Genomic DNA, 22,878 nt, shown 5'->3' on the forward strand with positions numbered 1-22,878 from the left:
CTTGGTCAGTGATTAACCTGTAACGCGGTACTTATGACTATATACCTAACCGAACTTGATACTACTAGTATAGAGTTTCCTTCGCCCTTCGACGCGCTTGATGAACCCAACGGTCTGCTCGCCTTTGGTGGTGATTTGTCACCAATGCGAATTTTGAACGCTTATAGCCAAGGTATATTTCCATGGTACGGCCCAGGTGAGCCTATACTTTGGTGGAGCCCCGCACCGCGAGCGATATTTAATCCTAAGACATTCAAACCATCAAAAAGTCTTAAAAAGTTTCAAAGAAAACATAATTATCGTGTCAGCATTAATCAAGCGACGGACAGAGTAATCGGTTACTGCTCTTCGTTAAGATCCGAAGAGGAAACCTGGCTAAACAACGACATGCAGTTAGCTTACCGCGAACTTGCTTCATTAGGATTCTGTCATTCCGTTGAAGTGTGGCAAGGCGATGAATTGATCGGCGGGCTTTATGGCTTACAAAGAGGCCAAGTCTTTTGCGGTGAATCGATGTTTAGCTTGAAGACCAATGCCTCTAAGATCGCGCTGTGGTACTTTTGTGAACACTTTACCCAGTTCGGTGGGAAGCTCATTGATTGTCAGGTCATGAACCCTCACTTGGAGTCCTTGGGCGCTATAGAGGTCGATAGAAACGAATTCTTAAACGCTCTGCAGTCACTAAAAGAAACCTCCGTTGACGATGCATGCTTTAAAACCCAATGGTTAAAGGAAATGCCTTAATGAATCCAGATTTACAACAAATCAGAATTGGATTAACAGATAATCACGCTTGCAGCTATTTACCACACCTCGAAGAAAGAGTGGCAGTCACGCTTGATGAGCACATGCACACTTCAGAGAGTTATGAAGTTCTGCTCGCAAACGGGTTTCGTCGCAGTGGAACTACCATTTACAAGCCACATTGCGACAATTGCTCAGCATGCCAGGCCATTCGTGTTTCTATCCCAGAAGTTAAGTTTTCCAAAAGCCAAAGACGGGCCCTCAACAAGGCGAAAACATTTCGCTGGGAACTCAAAGACACAATGGATGATAACTGGTTTGATTTATATAGCCGCTACATAACCGCTCGTCATCGTTCGGGAACCATGTATCCACCAAAGAAAAAGGAGTTTCTACAATTCTCACAAAATGAGTGGCTTACAACAAAGTTCATGCATATCTACGACGAGAATAAGTTGATCGGAATTGCTGTTACCGATGTTATGCCTCATAGCACTAGCGCGTTTTATACCTTCTTCGATCCAGATATCGACATATCCATGGGAACACTTAGTGTTCTATTCCAAATCCAACACGCCCAGAAAGAGCATAAACAATGGCTATATTTGGGTTATCAAATCGATGAATGCCCTGCAATGAACTATAAAGTACGGTTTCAACGCCATCAAAGGCTAGTAAATCAACGGTGGCAAGGGTAGAATACGCGACAACTTTACATATTTTGATTTTAACGGCACAATCAAGCCGTTGAAAACCGCCAAATTTCGAAAGAGGATTAGATGGCTAAAGAAGACGTAATCGAGATGCAAGGCACTGTCCTTGATACTCTACCAAACACAATGTTCCGTGTTGAACTTGAAAATGGTCACGTAGTGACAGCACACATCTCTGGTAAAATGCGTAAGAACTACATCCGTATTCTTACTGGTGATAAAGTAACTGTTGAGATGACTCCATACGACCTTTCTAAAGGCCGCATCGTCTTCCGTGCTCGTTAATTTTTAATTATCGAATACGATAAGAAGCGGAGCTATATGCTCCGTTTTTTAACACCTAAAATTCCCCATCTCCCAAAAATAAAAAACGCACAACCGAAATCATGCGTTTTATTTTAGCTACGTGTTCATTGAGGCCTAAGCCGCTAGAAAGTTAAATCATTAAGAAATAATGCTTAGTGCATAACTTCTTCTTTCGCCCCTACATAAACAAAGTCTAGTTCGTCTTTTTTCAGGGATACCTTAACTGTACCGCCATCAACCAAGCTACCGAACAACAGCTCATTGGCAAGAGGCTTCTTAAGCTTATCTTGAATCACACGTCCCATAGGGCGAGCTCCCATAGTCTTATCGTAGCCTTTGTCTGCCAACCAGTGACGAGCATCCTCAGAAACCTCTAGAGATACGCCACGTACGTCTAGTTGAACCTGAAGCTCAACAATAAACTTGTCGACTACTTGACTAATCACACTTGGGTCTAAGCTATTGAACCAAATAATATTATCGAGACGGTTACGGAACTCAGGAGTAAATACTTTCTTAATTTCCCCCATAGCATCAGGGGCGTGATCTTGTTGGATCAGGCCGATCGATTTCTTCTCGGTTTCAGCAACACCAGCGTTTGTTGTCATCACTAAGATAACGTTACGGAAATCCGCTTTGCGACCGTTGTTATCAGTTAGTGTACCGTTATCCATCACCTGCAGTAACAGGTTGAAGATATCTGGGTGAGCCTTTTCGATCTCATCAAGTAACACAACAGAGTGTGGGTTCTTGATTACCGCGTCAGTCAGTAGACCACCTTGGTCATAACCAACGTAACCTGGAGGCGCACCGATCAAGCGGCTAACCGAGTGACGCTCACCGTACTCAGACATATCAAAGCGCAGCAGTTCAATACCCATCAGTTTAGACAGTTGAACCGTAACCTCGGTTTTACCCACACCAGTAGGACCAGCAAATAGGAATGAACCAACCGGTTTATTGTCAGCACCTAGTCCTGCACGAGTTAGCTTGATCGCTTCGCTCAATACATCGATCGCAGGGTCTTGTCCGAATACCAACATTTTCATGCGTTGATCCAGTTTCTGCAGTGTATCTTTGTCTGAAGACGATACTGATTTCTCAGGAATACGCGCCATCTTCGCCACCATTGACTCAATATCAGCCACACTTACCGTCTTCTTACGACGGCTTGCAGGAGCCAGACGGCTACGAGCGCCAGCTTCATCAATAACGTCAATCGCCTTATCAGGAAGGTGGCGTTCATTAATGTATTTAGCTGACAGCTCCACAGCGGCACGCAACGCTTTATTGGTATAACGCACTTCGTGGTGAGCTTCGTATTTTGGCTTCAGGCCAATCAGAATCTTAGTCGTATCATCTAATGACGGTTCAACAATATCGATTTTCTGGAAACGACGAGATAGCGCACGCTCCTTCTCAAAAATACTGCTGTACTCTTGGTATGTTGTTGAGCCGATACAACGTAATTTACCGCTGCTTAATAGCGGCTTAATTAGGTTTGCTGCATCAACTTGACCGCCAGATGCGGCACCCGCACCAATAATTGTGTGAATTTCATCGATAAACAGGATCGCGTCTTCTTCTTTCTCTAGTTGCTTAAGAATTGCTTTGAAGCGTTTCTCAAAATCACCACGATATTTAGTCCCAGCTAGAAGTGAACCAATATCTAAAGAATAAATCACACTGCTCTGAATAATTTCAGGTACTTGTCCTTCAACAATACGCCATGCAAGGCCTTCAGCAATGGCGGTTTTACCTACACCAGCTTCACCCACTAACAAAGGGTTATTCTTACGACGGCGACATAGTACTTGAATTGTACGTTCAAGCTCTTTATCACGCCCGATAAGTGGATCAATGTTACCTTGCTTCGCCACTTCGTTAAGGTTGGTGGCAAAGTTTTCTAGACGTTCTTCAGAATTCGCTTCTTCTGCACTCTCTGTACCACCAAATGAAGCAGACGATGATGAGCTGTCGCCTTCGTTATTGACCTTGGTAATACCATGAGAAATAAAATTAACAATATCTAAGCGACTAATGTCGTTTTTCTTAAGAAGATACGCCGCGTGAGATTCTTGTTCACTGAAAATAGCGACAAGTACATTAGCACCTGTTACTTCACTGCGACCTGAAGATTGGACATGAAAAACAGCGCGTTGGAGCACTCGTTGAAAGCTCAGTGTAGGCTGCGTTTCACGAGTCTCATCGCTCTCTGGAATCAGTGGGGTTGTTTGATCGATAAAAATATCGAGCTCGTTGCGAAGAGCGTCGAGATCAGCCTGACAAGCTTGTAGCGCTTCCTTGGCCGCATCATTTTCTAATAATGCTAGTAGGAGGTGTTCGACAGTCATAAATTCATGCCGCTTGTCTCGTGCACGAGCAAATGCACCATTTAAACTCGTCTCTAATTCTTTATTTAGCATAAGTACCTCCTAAGTGAACAACAGTGTTGTTCGAGCAATTTATACTTGCTCCATTGTACATAGTAGCGGATGCTCATTTTCCTTTGAATACATCGTTACCTGAGCTACCTTTGTTTCCGCTATTTCAGCACTGAATGTGCCGCATATAGCTTTACCTTCATAATGAACCTTGAGCATCACTTCCGTTGCTTTTTCGATATCTAGTGAGAAAAATCGCTCTAGTATCTCGATTACAAAGTCCATAGGCGTGTAATCATCGTTATTCAATATAACGTTATACATTGCCGGTGGCTTTACTTTAGTTGTCTCTTTCTCCAGTAGATCTGAGCCTGGAGATGCCCATTCAAAGTTTCTGCTCATATCAGTTTTGCTAAGGGTTATTTTCCGGAAATCGTGAATGTTTAGCTCACTCAAATCTATCATATTCACGCTTTATGGTGTACTAAGAAACTGCACCAAGAAACAGGGCCAAAAAATATTCCTCTATACTGAGCCTAATCCACCATTTCCATAGCTGCAAATAAAAGATCTCGATTAACAGGGTTAAGATATGTGATTGATTAAAAAGACACCACAACTATTGACTCTGACAATAAAACCGCCACTAAGTTACTATTTAGTTAATAGTTTGCAGTTAATCTCGAATGTGATTTGTTATTAAAATTGATCAATTTTATACCAATTTGCTATTGACTGTGCTCAATCATTAGCTACATTGGAGCTAAAAGGTTTTTAATACATTTTTGCAACATGATTTAAAATCAGCAACACGCTTTAAAAATTAACAATAAGGAATAGTTACGCAGGGTAGCGTTAATTTCCGTAAGCAATGTACGAGGTTCAAGCTATCAGCTGAAGTTCTTTCGCTGATCAGAATGATATCAATCTCACTTACAAAAATTGATATAACAACGTTAGTAATAAAATGCATGAGGGATGTATAGCATGGCTACAGGTACAGTAAAATGGTTTAACAACGCCAAAGGGTTTGGTTTTATTTGTCCAGAAGGTGAAGACGGCGATATTTTCGCGCACTACTCCACAATACAAATGGAAGGTTATCGAACCTTAAAGGCTGGTCAGCAGGTCGACTATGAAGTAGAAAGTGGACCTAAAGGATCGCATGCTAGCTCTGTTGTTCCTGTAGAAGGTAACGCCAGTAAATAGGTTGACTGCCAACACATGTTTACGTTCATTAGTCCTAGTTAAAAACGACTAAGTTACACAGTAAACGCTCATTTAGCACTGTCATACAGTCTTAAATGGGCGTTTTTTTTCGAACAATAGACATCAAGTAAAAAACGCTTTAACGGTTTCATTAAAGCGTCTTCAATTTTGATTTAGTCAGGAAATACATTTCTTACTTGACTAAAAAATAACTATCAAACCATGTTTATGACTTGATAGTTATGAGTACAATCACTATGCATCAATAAATGCGTTTAGCGTTGAACTTGGGCGCATTAGAGTTGAAACCAATGCGTCGTCAAGTAGGTAGTAACCACCTAAGTCACCAGCTACACCTTGAGCGTTGTTTAGCTCGGCAACAATCGCTTCTTCGTTTTCCGTCAGTTGATGCGCCACACTAGCAAACTCTGCTGCTAAATCAGCATCAACAGTTTGTTCAGCAAGTGCTTTAGCCCAGTATGCAGCTAGGTAGTAGTGGCTACCACGGTTATCAAGCTCACCCACTTTACGTGAAGGTGACTTATTATGATCTAGGAATTCGCCCGTCGCTTTATCAAGTGCATCAGCTAGAACTTGCGCTTTAGCATTCCCTGTCACTACGCTTAGGTGCTCTAATGACGCCGCTAATGCTAAGAATTCACCTAGAGAATCCCAGCGAAGATGGTTTTCTTTCTCTACTTGCTGCACGTGCTTAGGAGCCGAGCCGCCAGCACCTGTTTCAAACAAACCACCACCGTTCATTAGCGGAACAATTGATAGCATCTTAGCTGATGTACCAAGCTCTAGAATTGGGAACAAGTCAGTTAGGTAATCACGTAAAACGTTACCTGTAACTGAAATCGTATCTAGGCCTTCTTTAATACGAGCCAATGAATATTGAGTTGCTTCAAGTGGAGCAAGGATCTTAATTTCAAGACCATCAGTATCGTATTCAGAAAGGTACGTTTCAACTTTCTTAATAAGCTGAGCGTCGTGCGCACGAGACTCATCTAGCCAGAATATAGCTGGAACACCCGAAGCTCGAGCACGAGTTACCGCCAGTTTAACCCAGTCTTGAATCGGCGCATCTTTAACCTGACACATACGGAAGATATCGCCTTCCTCTACGTCTTGCTCCAAAAGCACTGAGCCTGAAGCGTCAACAACTTGAACCTGACCAGCAGCTTCAAGAATGAAAGTTTTATCATGAGAACCATACTCTTCCGCTTTTTGAGCCATCAAACCAACGTTTGGTACGCTCCCCATAGTCGTAGGGTCAAAAGCACCGTTCTCTTTACAGAAATCAATAACCGCTTGGTAGATACTCGCATAGCTACGATCTGGGATCATTGCTTTCGTATCTTTTTGCTTACCTTCTGGGTCCCACATTTGACCTGAAGAACGCAGCATTGCAGGCATAGATGCATCAACAATGATATCGCTTGGTACGTGTAGGTTAGTAATACCACGGTCCGAATCAACCATAGCTAGTGGAGGCTGAGTCTCGTATACCGCTTGTAAGTCAGCTTCTATTGCTTCTTTCTGCGCTTGAGGAAGCTCACCAATTTTCGCATATACATCACCGATGCCGTTATTAACATCAACACCTAACTCTTCAAATAGTTGGCCGTGCTTAGCGAATACGTCTTTGTAGTAAACCTTAACCGCGTGACCAAAAATCACTGGATCAGAGACTTTCATCATCGTCGCTTTCATGTGAAGTGAAAGCAGTACACCTTGCTCTTTAGCCGATGCGATCTCTTTTTCAAAGAACGCAACCAAAGCAGCTTTGTTCATTACCGATGCATCGATGATCTCTTTATCTTGCAATGCGAAAGCTGGCTTAAGCGTTTTCTTAGAACCGTCTTTACCAACAAACTCAATGCTTACTTGAGTAGCACCCTCAATGGTCACTGACTTTTCACTACCGAAGAAGTCTTTATCGTCCATGCTTGAAACATGTGACTTAGAGTCTGCAGACCAAGCGCCCATAGAGTGTGGGTTTTTCTTCGCGTAGTTCTTAACAGAAAGTGGAGCACGACGGTCAGAGTTACCTTCACGTAGTACTGGGTTTACTGCACTACCTTTGATCTTGTCATAAGTCGCTTTCACTGCTTTTTCTTCATCAGTATTCGCTTCTTCAGGATAATTAGGAAGTGCGTAACCTTTTGACTGTAGCTCTTTGATCGTTGCTTGAAGTTGAGGTACAGATGCAGAGATATTTGGAAGTTTAATGATGTTCGCTTCTGGGGTTTTAGCCAGCTCACCTAGCTCTGCTAATGCATCACCAATACGCTGCTCTTCATTCAAGTAGTCAGGGAAGTTGGCAATAATGCGCCCTGCAAGTGAAATATCGCGAGTATCAACGTCAATACCAGAAGAAGCCGTAAAAGATTGAATGATTGGCAGCAGAGAGTAAGTTGCTAGTGCCGGAGCTTCGTCTGTGATGGTATAGATGATGGTTGGTTTTTCAGTAGGCATGAAATTTCCCTATAGTTCTTACAAGCTCACTGAGAGTAGTGAGAATGTTATAAATTGACCAATAAGCGTCTCTGAGAGTGAAAACTGCTTACTTGGTAGTCGTACTCTATCTTATTCCTCATGCTATCTTGATTACAGCATGAACCAAATCCGTGAGTGCGTTGTTATAATAAAACACGAAGGTATAATTAAACAAATCAGGCTTAAGAGTCCATCAACTTGTTCTATTTTGTGTCTTTTAGGCGCGCAAATGATAGCTCAATTCCGTTTCAGTGAAAACTTTTCAGCACACTTCATTTACATTTTTGCAAGGTAGTTAACATGTCTACTCGCTCACTCAGCGCATCTCGCTCAGACAAACCAACTCGTTCTGGCGCAACATTAAAACAAAGCGGTAATAGGCAGAACCGAAGCAGTGATAAAAATAGCACTGGCAATTCACATAAAAAACCTCACTCAAGTAAACACCGTTACAAGAGCAAACCTATGAGTACCAAACCAAAGGTAACATTGGAAGAGCGAAAAGTGATTCTGTTTAACAAGCCTTTTGATACTCTCAGCCAGTTCACCGATGGTGAAGGCAGAAAAACGTTGGCTGATTTTATACCAATTAAAGATGTTTATGCTGCAGGACGACTTGACCGCGACAGCGAAGGATTAATGGTCTTAACCAATGATGGCATCTTTCAAGCTAAACTAACTCAGCCCAACTCAAAGTCACCAAAGACTTATTGGGTGCAAGTTGAAGGAAGCCCCTCTGAGGAAGATTTAGATAAATTGAGAAAAGGTGTCGAGCTAAAAGACGGTATGACACTGCCAGCAAGAGTAGAAATAATGCCAGAGCCAGAGGTTTGGGAAAGAACCCCTCCAGTTAGGTTTAGAGCTGCAATACCGACTACATGGATAGCGATGACTATCATTGAAGGACGTAACCGTCAGGTAAGGCGTATGACAGCCAATATAGGCTTCCCTACTCTACGCCTCATTCGTTATTCGATGGGTAATATGAACGTCGGTGAGCTTCAGCCTGGTGAGTGGAGAGAGGTAAAGCTTTAACCGCTTGAGCGAATAAAGCCAGCAGCTAGTGCTCCTGGCTTCGCTTCCTAAAAACAGTCATCAACGTTGATTGAGTTCGTTTACTGCTGATCAACCAACCATTTACGGAGTGATTTACGCTCAGTTGGCGACAATTTCAAATACGACATTTTTGCTTTTTGCATTTCTAAGCTATCTTGGCCTACAGACTTAGCTGCTTGTTGCTTACCGTTTACTAAACTTGCAGCGGCAACAGGTGCAATGACATTACCCGCAAAGCTGATGCCATTGGCTGCGTTATAAATCGCAAGTTGTTCGTCAAGGTTTGAATATGGGAGCATGCCCTTTTTGCCCACCATTTTGATTTGGTCGTAATCTATATCGCTGCCATTGAGGCTCACATTCCAGTCAATCGTATCGCCTTCAAACACTTTTCTTGCTTGAAGTACGTCCTTCAGTTTCGGACCGTCGATTTCCAGTTCGCCACCATTAACATCCAAGGTAAGAATATAAGGCGCTGAAGTGAAGTTGCCACGCTGCTCACCTCGCCCCAACATCGTATCCATGCGTAACACGATTTGATTAGGTCCCGTGGTAAGCATAAACGGTTCGTCCATCTTTTTTTGACTATTGATAAATAACACTTCAACCCCTTGAGCCACATCTAGCTCGGTCGACGAATTGGTGTTTGCATATGCATTCGGGACACTCAACGCAGAAAGCGCCATTAAAATCGAAGTCCAAATAGTACGTTTCATGATTTAACCCTTTTTTATCATTAAGTCTTATACCCAAATAACCTCGAGGTCTCGCTAACACCATGCATAAAAATATAGCTTACTAGCCAGAGATTTAAGCTCAGTTGGGTATAACACTGACAGCTTTCCTATATAATCAAAAAGGCCGCATAAATGCGACCTTTGTTTACATTCAACTTGATATCAAGTGATTAGAATGTGTAGTACATACCAGCAACAACACCGTCACCTTCAACTTTGTTGTTGTTATCAGCTACATCTTCTGCATCAGTATATTCAACGAATGCTAAGATGTTGCTAGACACTGAGTAATCAGCACCGATAGTGTAGTAGTTGATTTCTTCATCGTTATCACCGTCAGTGAAACCGAATGACGTGTATAGACGTGCTTTTTCGATTTGGTAATCTAGAGCTGCAGAAATAGTGTCTAGATCTGAAGCACCATCGATGTCTTCAAAGATGTAGTTCACTGCCGCGCCGAAGTTACCTAGAGTAAGACCAGCTTTTGCACCCATGATGCTGTGGTCAGTACCTTTTCCGCGGTTACCTTGATCTTGGTAAGTAGCGCCAAGAGTGAACATCTCATCGAAAGTGTATTCAGCAGATACACCGTATGCAGCATCTTCATTTTCATCTGAAGATAGGTAAGTATCAGCGATTAACTTAAGACCACCAGTTGTGTACTTAGCTGAAATTGCATGACCAGCAGACTCAAGAGAGCTAACAAAGTCATCCATGTAACCTAAACCTTCGTTAGTGTTGTCTAGTGTTACTGCGTCTAGAGAGTCACCGAAGTCACCTACTTCACCAGCAGCAATACCGAAGTTTTCACCAATATTGAAACCGAAATAAAGGTCATCAGTTTTCATTGACTGATCGTCACTTACCTTACCTTTCCAACCATCAAAACCGTTACCGTTTTCGATTTCGAAAGAGCCGAATGCAGATACGCTATCGTTCAACTTATGCGTTGCATCGATTTGGATTTTTGCCCATAGATCCACGTCAATGTCAGACTTGGTTTTTGTAGCTGCACCATTAGCTGTTGTTGTTGATTCAGCAGTACTTAGGTAAGTATCGATTTCACCTTTAACGTTGAACGCTGTAGTGCCGTCGTCATAAATGTTGCCTGCTGCTAGCGTAGAAGTTGAGATACCCGCTAGTGCTAATGCGATTAGAGTCTTTTTCATAATAAATCCACTGCCTTTTCTAAGAATGGGAGATCCTTGCCCGGTTCCCTATTATTTTTGTGACTAGTAATTACCACTCTTTGTTGGCTAACCACTGTCACTAAATTTCGATGTCTAGATTGCAAAAGATTATCCTGCGTGTCAAATAAACTAAAAAAACACTCAAAAAAAACATAAACATCTAAAAATCAAATACTTACATTTTTTTTCATTGTTTTACGAGTGACTTATCCTTAGTTTTACTGGGAAATATAATAACTATAAAAACAAAAAATACAGTATTAAAAACCATAAAAACAAAAACAAAACCACCAAATAAGAATTTTACACCTGATAGCCAGTCTTTTTTAATATTTATATTTCACAAGATAAATAAAATAGTTAAGTTCCTGATGGTTCAGTTTTTTTTTGTGAACGAGATCTACCTTTGATTCAAAAGCGAGCTATTTTGCCGTAAATGTACCGGCTAGTGATATGTGCTACTATCCTCGCTCCGTTACGTAGGTCACAGTATGCTAACTACTAAAATTCAAAACTCTATCCGCACCAGTTATCAAAACCTCCAAGATCAGTTGGACAACTTTGTACCTCGACGTGCTCAAAATTACCTTGTTGCAGAAATAGCAAAGACACTTTGTGGGCAATACCACAAAAGTAATCGCATGATTGTTGCAGAGGCAGGAACGGGGATTGGTAAATCACTAGCTTATTTGATGGCGACGATTCCTGTTGCGGTACTCAACAATCGAAAAATCGTCATTTCAACGGCGACGGTTGCACTTCAAGAACAACTCGTCAATAAAGACCTCCCTCTATATAGAAGACTTACTGATAGAGAGTTCTCTTTTATACTCGCCAAAGGTAGACAGCGTTATTGCTGTACCGAGAAGTTAGCCACTGCTTGTGGAGTTGATGGTGGACAAATGGCTATGTTCGACGCCAAACCAAAGAAAAAGGATACCGAACAACTTCAAACCATGTACCGTAGTTTGGCTCAAGGCAAATGGGATGGCGACCGCGACTCATGGCCGAAACCAATCGACAATATAATTTGGCAAATGATTGTCAGTGATAAGCACAGCTGTAATAACAGTATGCCTTCTCATAGAGACTGCCCTTTCCAAAAAGCACGCTCGGAGCTAGATAAAGCGGACGTGATTATCGCCAACCACAGTTTAGTGATGGCTGACGCAGACCTAGGCGGTGGAGTTATTCTTCCAGAACCTGAGAATAGTATCTATATCTTCGATGAGGCCCATCATTTACCTCACGTAGCAAGAGATCACTCGTCTGCAGCGGCGAGCTTAAAAGGCGCCGCATCTTGGTTAGAGCGCTTAAATCAATCCATCACCAAGCTTTCGGGCCTCGCGGACGAAAAGCGCGTTAATCGATTCAGAAATGAACTGCAAGATTCAGTACAGCAGCTGATTCCCACTCTGAATCAGCTAAACAAACAATTTGACACCGCCCATTTTGAAGACGGGTTGTTTCGTTTTGAGCACGGCGAGCTACCCGAATGGCTAGAAAGTGAATCTAAAGATCTCAAGCAGCTCACTCAAAAGGCGAGTCAAGCCGTCGCAAAAGTTGCAGACCTCATTGCTGAACGTGTTAAAGACGGTGAACTTTCAGCGAAATTAGCCGAGCCCGCACTCGCTGAAATAGGTTTCTATATACAAAGGACAGAGAATCTAGCGCAAGTATGGCGCCTAATGGCGGAACCTAAGCGAGAAAAGGGGGCGCCGTTAGCGCGTTGGCTTGAGTTAAACAAAGAGAGTGAAGGCGATATCGTCGTGAATGTTTCACCATTAGAGGTGGGCTGGCAACTTGACCAACAGATTTGGAGCCGCTGTGTTGGAGCCGTCTTAGTTTCTGCGACAATGAGAGCGCTCAATTCCTTCAGCTTCTTCAGTCATCAAGCCGGTATCAGTCAAAAAGCGGAAGATGGTGTGCAATTTCTGGCTTTAGCGTCACCGTTTGATTATCAGAATCAAGCAGAGCTGATCGTTCCAGCTATGAAATACGAACCGCAAGCACCTCAGTTTACCGAATATCTTATTGAAATTTTGCCTAAGATAATAGAAGAAAACAAAGCCAATCTCGTTCTATTCTCTTCTTACTGGCAAATGAATAAAGTTGCAGAAGCTTTGGCAACAGATTTCGTTAAAAAGTCATGGGCTTTACAGGTTCAAGGTGATACTTCACGCACTGAAATCCTAAAAAAACATAAAAAACTCATAGACCAAGGTAAAACAAGCGTTCTTTTTGGGACTGGCAGCTTTTCAGAAGGCCTTGACCTACCAGGAGCACTTCTTGAAAACCTAGTTATTACCAAGATTCCTTTTGGCGTTCCAACCTCCCCAGTAGAACAAGCACATTCAGAATATATTGAATCACGTGGCGGTAATCCCTTTATGCAGATTACTGTTCCAGATGCGAGTAAAAAGCTTATTCAATCTGTCGGTCGGCTACTGCGAAAAGAACGAGATTCTGGTAAAGTTACCATCCTTGATAGACGTATAGTGACGAAGCGATACGGGAAGTCCCTACTCGACTCGCTACCGCCTTTTAAAAGAACAATAAATTACTAATTTTCCTACCATTAAGGTAGTTATGGGCCAGTTATCGCTAGGCCCTTCATTCACAATCCAACATGACTAATCCATCGATTATTCGTGTGGCTGTACGACCAGCCGACAACGAGAACACTAGCTATTTATGGAAATGATTGAACCAACCATGTTGGTTATTCTTGCTCTGGTTGCATTTGCAGCTGGCTTTATTGATGCTGTCGCCGGTGGTGGTGGGATGTTAACCGTCCCCGCTTTGTTATCACTTGGCCTGCCACCACACATTGCGTTGGGTACCAATAAGCTCGCTGCGACGTTTGCCTCATCGACAGCGGCTTTTACGTATTACCGTAAGAAATTATTTAAACCCGAGTGCTGGGTCAACGCATTTATAGCAACGCTAATAGGTGCGACTATTGGCACATTAACCGTTGATGCAATCAGTACTGAATGGTTAGAGAAAGTCTTACCGCTCATTATTTTAGCGGCGGCAGTCTATACCATTTTCCACAAGACTCCAGACTTGAGCCACGATGTGTCTCCTAAACCGTGTCCGGTACTTAAAAGAAAACAAAAGTACCAAGGATTCATTCTTGGGTTTTACGATGGTGTTGCAGGCCCAGGAACCGGCGCATTTTGGACCGTAAGTTCTATGGCACTTTACCGCCTGAATATCTTACTTGCTTCTGGCCTAGCTAAAGCAATGAACTTTACCAGTAACTTCACTTCTTTGGTAACTTTCGCCATTTTGGGTCATATTGATTGGGTTCTTGGTTTAACCATGGGTGTTTGCTTAATGGCAGGGGCATTTGTTGGTGCACACTCTGCGATTCGTTTTGGTGCGACGTTTATACGACCTGTCTTTGTGACTGTGGTCAGTGTTCTTGCAATTAAACTGGCTTACGAAGCGTGGTTTGTAAACTTATAGCTACCAGCAAACAGGAAGCAACATGAATCAGTTTTCAAAACTAAAAAGTGTTATTGACACCTTGATTGGCCATTGCTCTCAGGTCGATAAATCTCGTGGTGCTTACCATCAAGCATTGTTTGATCGAGCCTTGTTTAAGTGTGGCTCCTCTATTCTGCTTCCTTATGCACTTGAAACTCAGGCGACTTATAACACCATCATTCGTGAACAGGACACCAATCAACTCACTTCATCACGAGCGAATTACCTAACTGAAAAACTGACCAACCAGGTTGCAGCGATTCAACGAGAGTTAGCGAATCACGATTTGCGTCTAGATAGAAAAAGTAAATCAGGGAAAAGTTTAAACGATTTATACAATGAACTTGCACAGCATCAAGATTGGCAAAAGCGGCTAGTCGATTTAGTTCAAGCACGAAAGTTAGCGTTTGATTCTGCGCCTCGCCACAGTAAGAAAAAAGCGGAAGAGGCTTGGCAGTTAGCAAAAGAACGATTAGAGCGCTGTGAAGACTCAATGAAAAATATTGAGAGATTGATTAACTTAGAGAACCCTAAGCGAAATGAATACTGATAACACACCATCACCACTGGATAACGCACCAGAAGAAGTTAAGTTGGCTGTCGACCTGATCTATCTGCTCGAAAGCAACGAAATCGATCCAAAAGTAGCGTTAGAAGCAATCAAAATTGTCCAGCAAGATTTACAAGCCAAACTAGCATCTAGCATCTAGCATCTAGCATCTAGCATTAAAATATACAGGATTCACATGTACCAACTTAGCTTTTCTATGCCCGAGTTTCTTGAAAATTACTGGCATAAAAAACCAACCATCTTAAAAGGTGGCTTCCAAAACTTCGTCGACCCAATTTCGCCGGAAGAACTTGCTGGTTTATCGATGGAAGAAGAAGTGGATTCTCGCTTTGTTTCTAACCTCGACAACAAATGGACAGCCGAACATGGTCCATTCACGGAAGAGAAGTTTGGTGAACTCACTGAAAGCCATTGGCAATTGGTTGTTCAAGCGGCGAACCACTGGCATCAAGGTGCAAATCAACTGACTGAAGCGTTCCAACAATTACCAAACTGGTTGTTTGACGATCTCATGATTTGCTACTCAGCACCTGAAGGCGGTGTTGGCCCTCACATTGATCAATACGATGTATTCATCATCCAAGGTCAAGGTAAGCGTCAATGGAAGGTTGGTGCGAAGGATATAGGTCAGTACACAGAATCCGTTCAAGCTTCAGCACTTCGTCAAATAGAAGGCTTTGAGCCAATCATTGATGAAACCTTAGAGCCAGGTGATATCCTTTATATTCCACCAGGCTTCCCGCACGAAGGTAACACGTTAGAACCATCAATGAGCTACTCTATTGGCTACCGTTCTCCTAAAGAGCAAGAGCTAATCAGTAATTTTGCCGACTTTGTACTTGCTCATGATATGGGTGACGTTCACCTACATGACCCAGAATTTAAAACGCAAGATGGTTACGGCAAGATTCGTTCATCAGACTTAGATAACCTGACTGATATGTTGAAGTCAGCCTTGGAAGAACCAGAAACGATCAGTGATTTCATGGGTTGCCTGCTAAGCCAGTCACGCCACCAGCTTGATATCGTTGCACCTGATCCTTTGTGGACTCAAGAAGAGATCGCTCAGCACTTAGAGTCTGAGGGCGAGATCCATCGTGTATCTGGCTTAAAAGCGCTCTACCATGAAAATGAAAGCAATACGGCTTACATCAATGGTGAAGTGGTTAAGGTCGACGAAGCTGACTCATCACTACTCAACATACTTTGCGATGAGGCCGTAATTAATTCAGCTGCCACTCTATCTCCTTCGGGCGTAACGGTTGTGACTGAGTTAGTGAACAAAGGTTACTGGTTTATCGAAGACTAACTTCGCTAGCAGAGGTTTCGGCGAAAATTACTGAGTTTTAGAAGCTAGAACGTTAGACCAAACCTCAGAAGTAACAAAAAAGGACAAATGAAATCTCCATTTGTCCTTTTTTAATTCACTTTTTTAATCAGTTTTAAACCACTAGACCTTAAACTGATTAACTAATTTCTGTTGCTGTTGAGACAGCCGATCAATTTCACTTCCGACTTGTTCAGACGCCGCGGCTTGCTCTAAAATCTTAGCGCTCAAATCACGAATGTTAACCACGCTTTGATTCACTTCACCAGAAACGGATTGCTGCTCTTCTGCCGCCCTGACGATCTGATTGTTCATGTCACTGATCGCTTCTATCGAGGTAAAGATCGAACCGAGATCTTCAACCGCTTTTTGAACATGTAACGCGGTATCATTGGCAAGAATATTACCTTCTTGTATCGCCTCAACAACATCTTGAGTACCTGCGTGCACCTTATCGATAACCGCTCTGATTTCACCAACCGATGAATGCGTGCGACTTGCTAGGTTTCTCACCTCATCCGCCACAACCGCAAAACCTCGACCTTGCTCACCGGCCCTCGCCGCTTCAATCGCCGCATTCAGTGCTAATAAGTTAGTTTGCTCAGAAATACCTTCAATAACACTTAAAATCTCAGTGATGTTGCCGTTATTTTTAGCCAACTCTTCAACAATAGGCACCGCGCTCGACATGCGTTCAACCAACTTTCTCATTTCACCGGCAGAAAGCTCAATAACTTCTTGGCCTTGTTGAGCAGAACGGTTAGCTTCGCTAGCCGCATCAACGGCCACTTCTGCATTTTGCACCACCAAGCCTGCTGTTTGAGTCATTTCCTCAGCGGCTGTCGCTACTAAGTCGACTTCTTTAAATTGAGACTCACTGCTTTCACGTGTGCTTGATGCGGATGCTTTCGCTTGGCCTGTTGTGCTCGCCACTTGCTCTGTAGTTAAAACCACTTCTTTAATTGTGTGCTGTAACTTATCTAAGAATAAGTTAAACCCTTTCGCTAACTGACCGATTTCGTCTTGAGATTTGACTTCTAGACGTTGAGTCAAATCCCCCTCGCCAGAAGCAATGTCATTCAGTCTCTCGACCACCTGTCGAATAGGCTTAACAATTGAAAGGGAAGCAAATGCGATAATAGCTAAACCGAACAAAATGAATACGGTACCTGCAATTACTTCCGTTTTGATGCCTTCACTTAGCTTAGTACTAATGATGGAATCCAATTTGTTGGCATCAGCGACGACGCTCTCTCTCGGAATCTCAAACAACACACCCCAAGTTTGGTTAGCCGCAACAACAGGTGCAAATGCAAGTAACCACTCGTCGTTTTTGCTCCATTGCGTTGTCACTTCGCCACCAAAGATAAAGTCGGTCATCAAATCACTGTTCGTGTGGTCACTCTGGAAAGTCGAACCAACAGCAATACTAGAATCATCAGAAGCAATAACCGAACCGTCCAAGCTAACGACATAAATAGCACCAGCACCATCAAACAAACTTTGATCAGATTGAGTGACTACATCCACTAAGCCATCAAGCCTTAGGTCTATCCCTAAGAAACCAATGGCTACATCATCGACTAAAATAGGCACAGAAATTGAGGAGGTCAGTAAGGTTTTACCTCCGCTGTTTACAACTTTTGGTGTACTAATACACGTTTGCCCTGATGACAAAGGACAATAAAAACGCTCACTGTTGCTATCATCGCTCAATGTTGATTCTGAGATCACGTTCGGCAAAACATTCTCACCGTTATCAGCCACCTTCCAATAAGGTGCGAAACGGCCTTTTTCGTTAGAGCCGACATAATCAGCATCCACATAGTTCGCGTCTTCACTATCAAGCAAGTCTGGCTTAAAGACTAAGTACGCCCCTTGAATCGAATCAAAGTTTAAAACTGAACGACGCACCATTTCGTCCAATGCAGTACGAAGTTCTTCACTTGGGGTAAAGTTTTCATCCGCATTATTCTTTAGAAACAGAGCACTCGCCGCAAGCATCTCGGCACGGTAAATAGCTTCGTCGATATAACGTTGCGTTTCTTGAGCATTGAGCTGAGAAACAGACGCCAACAACTGCTGAGTTTTATTGATAACCGATTCTGAACTTTGAGACTTTATGACTTGTTGATTACTCGTCGCGTTGTAGATCGAGAAACCAATAAGAGACAGTGATGTAATGATTAGGCAACAACCTGCTAAAAGGGTTATTTTCCACTGTACCGATAGAGAGCGCATTTAATATCCTTATTTAAGCCAAAAGACTTCCTTAACCCTAACGCTCACATTGATAACTAATTACTGCATACAATGCTAATGAGGTTAGACGAATAGCTTAGCGAATAATTACAGCACAATTTGCATACATATAAAACGAAAGTTTACATAAATGTTAATAAGTCGTGTTTTTGTCTTTTGTTACTGTGAATTCAAGAGCTTTCAGCTTGTCACTCCAAGTAAAATTGTCGAAGGCATAACGCGCAATTTTCGATGCTCACTAATCGGATTGATCTTGTAAACTCCCATAATTTAGAGGAATGCTGTTTTATCAAGGCAACCTTTTTATTTTCTACATAGTCACTCTGATAGAAATTGTTATATTGCACTCGGCTACTGAAACCTTTCTCCATAAACTTCTTTGCGCCTGCGCTTCAGGTCATGAGTAACTCAAGTTGGTCTGAGTAATTATTATATTTCAATGAAACCTATTCACCCTTTTTATCTTTTAAACTTTACTAATTTCAGATTAGTTTTTGTAATCCAAGTTATAGATTTTTATCTTGTTCAACTTCACATTTTTTGATTGCTAAGTCGCCACTCAAGCTCTAATATCTCGCGCCTAGATTCCCTAATCACTTTACTTATTTGGCTCTCCTTAATGGAGCGCTAAGGCTTTTTACGTCTTAATTTTTGGAGAGATACGCAAATGTCCGCCTCGTTTCCATTAGCGAAACTTACCTTTCTAATCGCTATTCTGACTGCCGTAGGTCAAATGACTCAAACGATGTACGTGCCTTCTATCGGTCATATGGCAGGTGAGTTCTTAGTTTCGGCATCTTCACTGCAAGCGGTGATGGCGTGTTACTTGATTCCTTATGGTCTTTCGCAATTTGTTTACGGCCCACTTTCTGATCGCCTAGGTCGCAAACCGATCATCGTTATTGGTTTGATCATCTACATCATCGGTACTCTGGTGGCATTGTTCGCTCACGAGTATGAATGGTTCTTAGTAGGTAGCTTTATCCAAGGTTTGGGCATCGGTTGTGGCGGGGCGATGTCTCGTACATTGACTCGCGACTGTTTTGAAGGCGCAGAACTGCACCGTGCAAACAGCTTGATTAGCATGTGTGTGATCTTCTCCCCATTGATGGCTCCTGTATTGGGCGGCTACCTAACCGAAGTTTTCGGCTGGCGTTCTAGCTACTTGTTCCTTGCGCTGTTCGGCATTGCTGTTGTGATCGCTATGATGACGAGCATGATGGAAACACTGCCGAAAGAACGACGCAAACATGAATCGGTTGCCAACAGCTACAAATTCGTTCTGTCCGACAAACGCTTCCAAGGTTTCTTACTTATATTGGTCGCAACATTTGCTGGTGTGGCCGTATTTGAAGCCGCTGCAGGTGTGTTGCTTGGCGGCGTACTAGGCTTACCAGCGACCACAGTAAGCTTGTTGTTTGTCTTACCCATTCCGGGTTACTTAGTCGGTGCTGGCTTATCTAGTTACATCGCACAACGCCGCTCTGAGCGCCGCTCACTGAATGTTGGTCTAGTGGCTATATTGGTGGGCTCAACAGTGGTATTGATACCCGGTCTGTTTGGTCAAACAACAGCATTAACTTTGATTGGCGGTGCCACAATTTACTTCTTGGGCGCTGGCATCTTATTTCCAGCTGCGACAACAGGGGCACTTTCGCCATTCCCGTACCACGCTGGTACTGGAGGTGCGATTTTAGGCGGTATGCAGAACCTAGGTGCTGGCATCGCAACACTATTGGCATCGTTCTTCCCCGCTCAAGACCAACTGCCACTCGGTTGCCTGATGATTGTAATGTCATTTATCGTTATGCTTGGTTTACGTTGGGTCAATCGTAAACATGATCACTCAAACGAAATGCCGTTGGTAATCTAAAACTCAACCCTGCCCAAACAACGAAGAGGGACATACTGAAGAGTATGTCCCTTTTTTCACATTTATTTTTTCCTCTCTCACGAATCAGTAATTTCATTCAACATTACTTTGATTTTTTAAAAACAATAACAGACACTTACAATGAAAGTGCATATCCAGAATCCAATTATAAATAACATCACTGGAAGAACATCAACGTACCCAGGCTCTAATTAATAAGGATGCTCGCATAAAAGCGAGTAAGGTACCGACTAAGGATATACAGATGCGTTTCGCTTTAACCACATTAGCCATATCATCGGTCGCACTTGTCGCCGGATGCAGCAATCAAGGAATACCAACCATGAACCACTACTCTCAAGCGCAACTCATCGCTCAGCAAACACAAGCACCCGTTGCTAAGAAAGTCCCTCACGCAATGACGATTCATGGTGACATCCGAATCGATGATTACTACTGGATGCGCGATGATGCACGCCAAGATCCAGAGATCTTGCAACAACTTGAACAAGAGAATCAGTACGCAGATACAGTTCTGAAACATACAGAAGCGTCACAAAAACAATTATTTGAAGAGATTAAAGGCCGAATCGCGAAAGACGACAATTCGGTACCGGTTCGCAAAGGCAGTTACTACTACTCGAATAAGGTCACAGGCGACAACGAATACCCAGTTCACCTGCGTGAAAAAAACTTTTTAGGCACAGACAAGCAAGTCATTTTAGATGTTAACGAGCTAGCAAAAGAACATGAGTTTTTCAGTATTGGTGGCTTAAACATCAGCCCAGACGAAAACTTGTTGGCCTATGGCGAAGATACGCTAAGCCGCCGCATTTACACCATCAAGATCAAAGACCTCACAACAGGTGAATATCTAAAAGATGAAATTGAAGGAGCTTCGAGTGCGATCGCGTGGCAAAACGACAACCAAGCCTTCTACTACATCAAGAAAGATCCGCAAACGTTGCTGGGTTACCAAGTTTGCCGCCATGTTTTAGGCACACCTCAAACAAGCGATGAGCTAATCTACGAAGAAACCGACAGTGCTTACTATACCTCTTTGAGCAAAAGCAAAGATGGTGAACAGGTCTACATTTGGCATTCAAGTACAGAAACCAGCGGTGTTTCGGTCATCGATGCCAACAACCCGAAGGCTAAAGCTGAAGCTTTTTACCCAAGGGAAACTGGTATTGAGTACAGTATCGCTAAGCTAGGTGATTGGTATTACATCTACACCAACTACCAAGCGGTCAACTTCCGTTTAATGAAAGTCACAGCCGAAGACATGCATGACCGCTCAAAATGGATCGATGTCATCGCAGCAGACGACAACACTCAACTTGTTGATTTCGAGTTGTTTGATGACCATCTTGTTTACGAGCAACGCGCGGATGGCTTGTCTACAGTAAAAGTTCGCCAACTCTCAACAAGCAAAGAGTTCCCGCTTGAGTTTAACGACACCGCTTTTGCCGCTTACCTAACGAGTAACTATGAATTAGACAACTCAAAAGTTCGAATCTATTACAGCAGCTTGACTACGCCAGGGACTTATTATGATTTCGACCTAAGTACAGGTGAATCTGAAATAATGAAGCAAACACCAGTATTAGGAGACTTCGAAGCGGATAACTACCAGTCGGAGCGAATCATGGTAACGGCTCGCGATGGTAAGCAAGTCCCTGTTTCTTTGGTTTATCGCAAAGATTTATTCAAGAAAGACGGCACTAACCCAATCTACCAATACGGCTATGGGTCTTACGGCTCTACGATTGAACCTACCTTCAGCTCAACTCGCCTAAGCCTACTGGATAGAGGTTTTGTTTATGCAATCGCACATATCCGCGGTTCAGAAATGCTTGGTCGCCCTTGGTATGAAGATGGCAAAAAACTGACCAAACAAAACACGTTCAACGACTTTATTGATGTAACCAAAGGGCTTGTTGAAGAAGGCTACGGCGCGAAAGATAAAGTGTTCGCTGTTGGTGGTTCTGCTGGCGGTTTATTGATGGGAGCAATCATCAACCAAGCACCAGAACTGTACCGTGGTATTGGTGCGCATGTCCCGTTTGTAGACGTTGTGACAACCATGCTTGATGAATCGATTCCTCTAACCACCAACGAGTATGACGAATGGGGCAATCCTAACAATAAAACCTATTACGATTACATGCTAAGTTACTCGCCATACGACAACGTGAAAGCTCAAAACTACCCGAACATGTTGGTAACAACAGGCCTGCATGACTCACAAGTACAATACTTTGAACCAATGAAATGGGTGGCGAAGCTGCGTGAGATGAAAACAGACAACAACGTGTTGCTGTTCAAAACCGATATGGAAGCTGGTCACGGTGGCGCTTCTGGTCGATTTAAGCGATTGAAAGAAGACGCACTTGAATACGCGTTCTTTCTAGGTTTACTAAAGACTCAATAGATTCAGCATAAATGTAAGTACTCACATCATCTCATGTCGCTATTTTGTCTCTACAAAATGGCGACATAAATTATT

Annotated in this window: 18 protein-coding genes; 12 read left to right on the forward strand and 6 right to left on the reverse strand. The window is 42.8% G+C overall.

Annotated elements, in window-relative coordinates:
- The first annotated feature begins 33 nt into the window (after window positions 1-33).
- From aat to infA, 3 genes are all read left to right on the forward strand, one after another.
- Window positions 34-744, forward strand: coding sequence for a leucyl/phenylalanyl-tRNA--protein transferase (aat, locus tag OCV24_RS09130; RefSeq protein WP_046222743.1), 711 nt, complete (start codon window positions 34-36; stop codon window positions 742-744).
- Complete coding sequence (locus OCV24_RS09135) at window positions 744-1,442, forward strand: arginyltransferase (RefSeq protein WP_077680219.1); 699 nt, start codon at window positions 744-746, stop codon at window positions 1,440-1,442. The genes aat and OCV24_RS09135 overlap by 1 nt, the downstream gene beginning before the upstream one ends.
- Before the next feature lie 81 nt (window positions 1,443-1,523).
- Window positions 1,524-1,742 (forward strand): translation initiation factor IF-1, encoded by a 219-nt coding sequence (infA, locus tag OCV24_RS09140; protein WP_001040192.1) that lies wholly within the window; start codon window positions 1,524-1,526, stop codon window positions 1,740-1,742.
- Window positions 1,743-1,915: 173 nt separating this feature from the next.
- Here the strand turns inward: infA and clpA are convergent, their stop codons facing one another.
- Together clpA and clpS are read right to left on the reverse strand one after the other, a co-directional pair.
- A complete protein-coding gene (gene clpA / locus OCV24_RS09145; protein WP_150877858.1) occupies window positions 1,916-4,189 on the reverse strand; it encodes an ATP-dependent Clp protease ATP-binding subunit ClpA in 2,274 nt (757 codons plus the stop codon).
- A gap of 39 nt (window positions 4,190-4,228) precedes the next feature.
- Window positions 4,229-4,549, reverse strand: a complete 321-nt coding sequence (gene clpS / locus OCV24_RS09150) for an ATP-dependent Clp protease adapter ClpS (protein WP_029626771.1) — start codon at window positions 4,547-4,549, stop codon at window positions 4,229-4,231.
- A gap of 585 nt (window positions 4,550-5,134) precedes the next feature.
- Here clpS and cspD point away from each other — a divergent pair.
- On the forward strand, window positions 5,135-5,356 hold the full coding sequence (gene cspD, locus OCV24_RS09155) for a cold shock domain-containing protein CspD (RefSeq protein ID WP_017055029.1): 222 nt from the start codon (window positions 5,135-5,137) through the stop codon (window positions 5,354-5,356).
- A 255-nt stretch (window positions 5,357-5,611) separates the two neighbouring features.
- Here cspD and OCV24_RS09160 read toward each other — a convergent pair whose 3' ends face one another.
- Window positions 5,612-7,837, reverse strand: a complete 2,226-nt coding sequence (locus tag OCV24_RS09160; protein WP_136998289.1) for an NADP-dependent isocitrate dehydrogenase — start codon at window positions 7,835-7,837, stop codon at window positions 5,612-5,614.
- 321 nt (window positions 7,838-8,158) lie between these two features.
- Between OCV24_RS09160 and OCV24_RS09165 the strand changes: the two genes are divergently transcribed.
- Window positions 8,159-8,893 (forward strand): pseudouridine synthase, encoded by a 735-nt coding sequence (locus tag OCV24_RS09165; RefSeq protein WP_136998288.1) that lies wholly within the window; start codon window positions 8,159-8,161, stop codon window positions 8,891-8,893.
- Window positions 8,894-8,973: 80 nt separating this feature from the next.
- Here OCV24_RS09165 and OCV24_RS09170 read toward each other — a convergent pair whose 3' ends face one another.
- Both OCV24_RS09170 and OCV24_RS09175 read right to left on the reverse strand, forming a co-directional pair.
- On the reverse strand, window positions 8,974-9,630 hold the full coding sequence (locus OCV24_RS09170) for a DUF2057 family protein (protein WP_136998287.1): 657 nt from the start codon (window positions 9,628-9,630) through the stop codon (window positions 8,974-8,976).
- A 191-nt stretch (window positions 9,631-9,821) separates the two neighbouring features.
- Window positions 9,822-10,820 carry a porin gene (locus OCV24_RS09175; protein ID WP_137025228.1) on the reverse strand — a complete coding sequence of 333 codons (999 nt, stop codon included), beginning with the start codon at window positions 10,818-10,820 and terminating at the stop codon, window positions 9,822-9,824.
- A 512-nt stretch (window positions 10,821-11,332) separates the two neighbouring features.
- Between OCV24_RS09175 and dinG the strand changes: the two genes are divergently transcribed.
- The 5 genes from dinG to OCV24_RS09200 all read left to right on the forward strand — a co-directional run bounded on the left by dinG (window position 11,333) and on the right by OCV24_RS09200 (window position 16,216).
- Window positions 11,333-13,408, forward strand: coding sequence for an ATP-dependent DNA helicase DinG (gene dinG / locus OCV24_RS09180; protein ID WP_150877856.1), 2,076 nt, complete (start codon window positions 11,333-11,335; stop codon window positions 13,406-13,408).
- A 127-nt stretch (window positions 13,409-13,535) separates the two neighbouring features.
- Window positions 13,536-14,315, forward strand: coding sequence for a sulfite exporter TauE/SafE family protein (locus OCV24_RS09185; RefSeq protein ID WP_150877854.1), 780 nt, complete (start codon window positions 13,536-13,538; stop codon window positions 14,313-14,315).
- A gap of 22 nt (window positions 14,316-14,337) precedes the next feature.
- Window positions 14,338-14,886, forward strand: coding sequence for a primosomal replication protein (locus tag OCV24_RS09190; protein ID WP_150877852.1), 549 nt, complete (start codon window positions 14,338-14,340; stop codon window positions 14,884-14,886).
- Complete coding sequence (gene rsmS / locus OCV24_RS09195; protein ID WP_017055021.1) at window positions 14,876-15,046, forward strand: pleiotropic regulatory protein RsmS; 171 nt, start codon at window positions 14,876-14,878, stop codon at window positions 15,044-15,046. The genes OCV24_RS09190 and rsmS overlap by 11 nt, the downstream gene beginning before the upstream one ends.
- A 36-nt stretch (window positions 15,047-15,082) precedes the next feature.
- Complete coding sequence (locus OCV24_RS09200) at window positions 15,083-16,216, forward strand: ribosomal protein uL16 3-hydroxylase (protein ID WP_046222732.1); 1,134 nt, start codon at window positions 15,083-15,085, stop codon at window positions 16,214-16,216.
- 141 nt (window positions 16,217-16,357) lie between these two features.
- Here the strand turns inward: OCV24_RS09200 and OCV24_RS09205 are convergent, their stop codons facing one another.
- Complete coding sequence (locus tag OCV24_RS09205) at window positions 16,358-18,475, reverse strand: methyl-accepting chemotaxis protein (RefSeq protein WP_046222731.1); 2,118 nt, start codon at window positions 18,473-18,475, stop codon at window positions 16,358-16,360.
- 688 nt (window positions 18,476-19,163) lie between these two features.
- On the opposite strand from OCV24_RS09205, the gene emrD reads away from it, so the two are divergent.
- Window positions 19,164-20,369, forward strand: coding sequence for a multidrug efflux MFS transporter EmrD (emrD, locus tag OCV24_RS09210; protein ID WP_150877850.1), 1,206 nt, complete (start codon window positions 19,164-19,166; stop codon window positions 20,367-20,369).
- A gap of 343 nt (window positions 20,370-20,712) precedes the next feature.
- The gene (locus OCV24_RS09215; protein ID WP_167514252.1) at window positions 20,713-22,803 is read left to right on the forward strand and encodes a S9 family peptidase; all 2,091 of its coding nucleotides are present in this window, start codon (window positions 20,713-20,715) and stop codon (window positions 22,801-22,803) included.
- The last annotated feature ends 75 nt before the right edge of the window (window positions 22,804-22,878 follow it).

The sequence above is a fragment of the Vibrio kanaloae genome (assembly GCF_024347535.1).
In the GTDB taxonomy this organism is placed as follows: Bacteria; Pseudomonadota; Gammaproteobacteria; order Enterobacterales; family Vibrionaceae; genus Vibrio; species Vibrio kanaloae.